The sequence below is a fragment of the Longimicrobium sp. genome (genome assembly GCF_035474595.1).
Lineage (GTDB): Bacteria > Gemmatimonadota > Gemmatimonadetes > Longimicrobiales > Longimicrobiaceae > Longimicrobium.
Genome location: NZ_DATIND010000106.1, coordinates 1 through 2,145, shown reverse-complemented (window position 1 = coordinate 2,145; position 2,145 = coordinate 1). Strand labels below are relative to the sequence as shown.

The 2,145-nt window shown below is 71.4% G+C and carries 1 protein-coding gene and 1 pseudogene; both read right to left on the bottom strand.

The window, feature by feature from the left end; all coding sequences use genetic code 11:
* Window positions 1-148: 148 nt before the first annotated feature.
* Entirely contained in the window at window positions 149-1,549 is a 1,401-nt protein-coding gene (locus tag VLK66_RS19055) for an IS30 family transposase (RefSeq protein ID WP_325311054.1), read from the bottom strand.
* Window positions 1,550-1,594: 45 nt separating this feature from the next.
* A pseudogene (locus VLK66_RS19050) lies at window positions 1,595-2,145 on the bottom strand (IS3 family transposase); the annotation flags it as partial.

The window sequence follows — 2,145 nt, the reverse complement described above, 5'->3', positions numbered from 1 at the left end:
GACATGGCTACCCGCGAGATCGTCGGCTGGGGCATGGCCGACCACCTCCGCGAGGAACTCGCCCGCGATGCGCTGCTAATGGCGATCCAGCGCCGGCAGCCGCCGCCGGGGCTGATCCACCATAGCGACCGTGGCGTGCAGCCCGGGTTCAAGGGGTCGTCGCAACGCTTGCCGGCGTCGATCGTAGCACCTCGTCAAAGGCTTCGGCGGGTGTTCTCCAGCCAAGGGTCTTTCGCGGTCTGGCATTGAGCGTCGCAGCGACGGCTGCGAGCGCGTCCGCGCTGTGCGTGCTCAGGTCGGTGCCTTTGGGGAAGTACTGCCGCAGCAGCCCGTTGGTGTTCTCGTTCGTGCCGCGCTGCCATGGACTGTGCGGATCGCAGAAGTAGACCTGCACGCCAGTGTCGATCCGTAGCCGGGCGTGCTGGCTCATCTCCGCCCCTTGATCCCAGGTCAGTGACCTTCGGAGCTGCTCCGGCAGGGTGGTGATCATGCCCGCGATGGCGTCGCGCACCGCTTCAGCACCATGTCCGGCGAGTGCGGGCCCGTTCTTCTCGCGGGCGTCGCCATGCCCCACCATGCGCGGCAGGTGAAGCAGCATCGTGAAGCGCGTCGCGCGCTCCACCAGGGTGCCGATGGCCGAGCTGCCCAGCCCCAGGATGAGGTCCCCCTCCCAGTGTCCCGGCACCGCCCGATCGGCCGCCTCCGCCGGGCGTTGGCTGATCATGATCTCCGGAGCGATGAACGACTTGCCCCGGCCGCAGCTGCGCGCCCGCGGCACGCGCAGCGCCCGCCCAGTCCGCAGACAGGCGGTCAGCTCGCGGCGCAGCGCCCCTCGGCCTTGCACGTAAAGCGCCTGGTAGATGGCCTCGTGGCTGAGGCGCATCGTCTCGTCACCCGGGAAGTCGCGCCGCAGCCGCTGGGCGATCTGCTGCGGGCTCCACGCCCTGGCCCAGCGCCGATCCTGCCGACGCCCCTGCCGGCGGCCCTTCCAGGGCACGACCGGCCCGGCGACCGCGGCCCCGCCCGGGGTAGCGACCGCGCCGGCTAGCCGGTCCTGCACGTAGGTCCGCAGCGCCGCGTTGAGAGCAAGCCTTGCCGGCTTCGGACGGCGCGCCGCCCGCTCGGCATGCCACTGCGCGGTGCTGGCCCGATACGCCAGGTCGCCACCGCGCGTGGCAGCGTTGCGCCGCAGCTCGCGGGAGATCGTCGATCCGGCCCGCCCCAGCCGGCGGGCGATCTCGCGCACTCCATGGCCCTGCACCCGCCACAGCGCGATCTCCTCCCGTTCCGCCAGCGACAAATACCGCCCCGATAACGGCTTTGACGACGGCGCAAGCGTCGATGGCGGCATCCCGCCTGCCTCCCGGAACCAGCGTGCCCCCACCGCTGGTGACACCCCTACACCGGCCGCGGCCTTCTCACTTGCCAGACCCAGCGTAATCGCCGCCCAGAACCGACGCCGATCCTCGCGACGCGCCACCCCTGGCCGCCCCGGCGACCGCAACACCCCTCGCAATGCCCGGCCCGAGCGCCGCTGCCGAGCCTTCATCGCAACCCCTCCGCCATGGTGTTGCAACGACCATTTGATTCCACCCTGGCTGCCCTGGTCGGAATGATGGATCACGTCATGCGGCCGGCGCTGGCCCACTGCCATCTCGAGTGCGTCGAGCACCAGCTCGGCCCGCAGGTGGTTGGCCATCGACCAGCCGACGATGCGGCGGCTGAAGGCATCCAGCACCACGGCCAGATAGAGGAACCCGGCTGCGGTCGGCACGTAGGTAATGTCGGCCACCCACAGCTGGTTCGGGCCGGCAGCGGTGAAGTCGCGATCGACCAAGTCCGGCGCCGAGCGAGCCTCCTGGTCCCGCCGCGTCGTCACCGGGCCACCACGCCGATGGCTGGCGCCGACGAGCCCGGCCTCGCGCATCAGCCGCGCGATGCGCTTGCGGCCGTGCCGCTCGCCCAAGCCACGCAGCTCAGCGTGAACGCGCGGCGAGCCGTAGGTCTTGCGCGAACCCAGGTGGACGGTCCGGATCCGCTTCAGCAGCGCCGCATCCGCCACGGCACGCGCCGAGGGCTGCCGATCCGCCCAGGCGTAGTAGCCGGCCGTGGACACGCCGAGCACGCGCGCCATGGCAGCAACCG

What these genes read in the sequence shown, in the direction of transcription:
- VLK66_RS19055 (WP_325311054.1), bottom strand. Translation starts at nt 1,549, where the DNA reads ATGAAGGCTCGGCAGCGGCGCTCGGGCCGGGCATTGCGAGGGGTGTTG.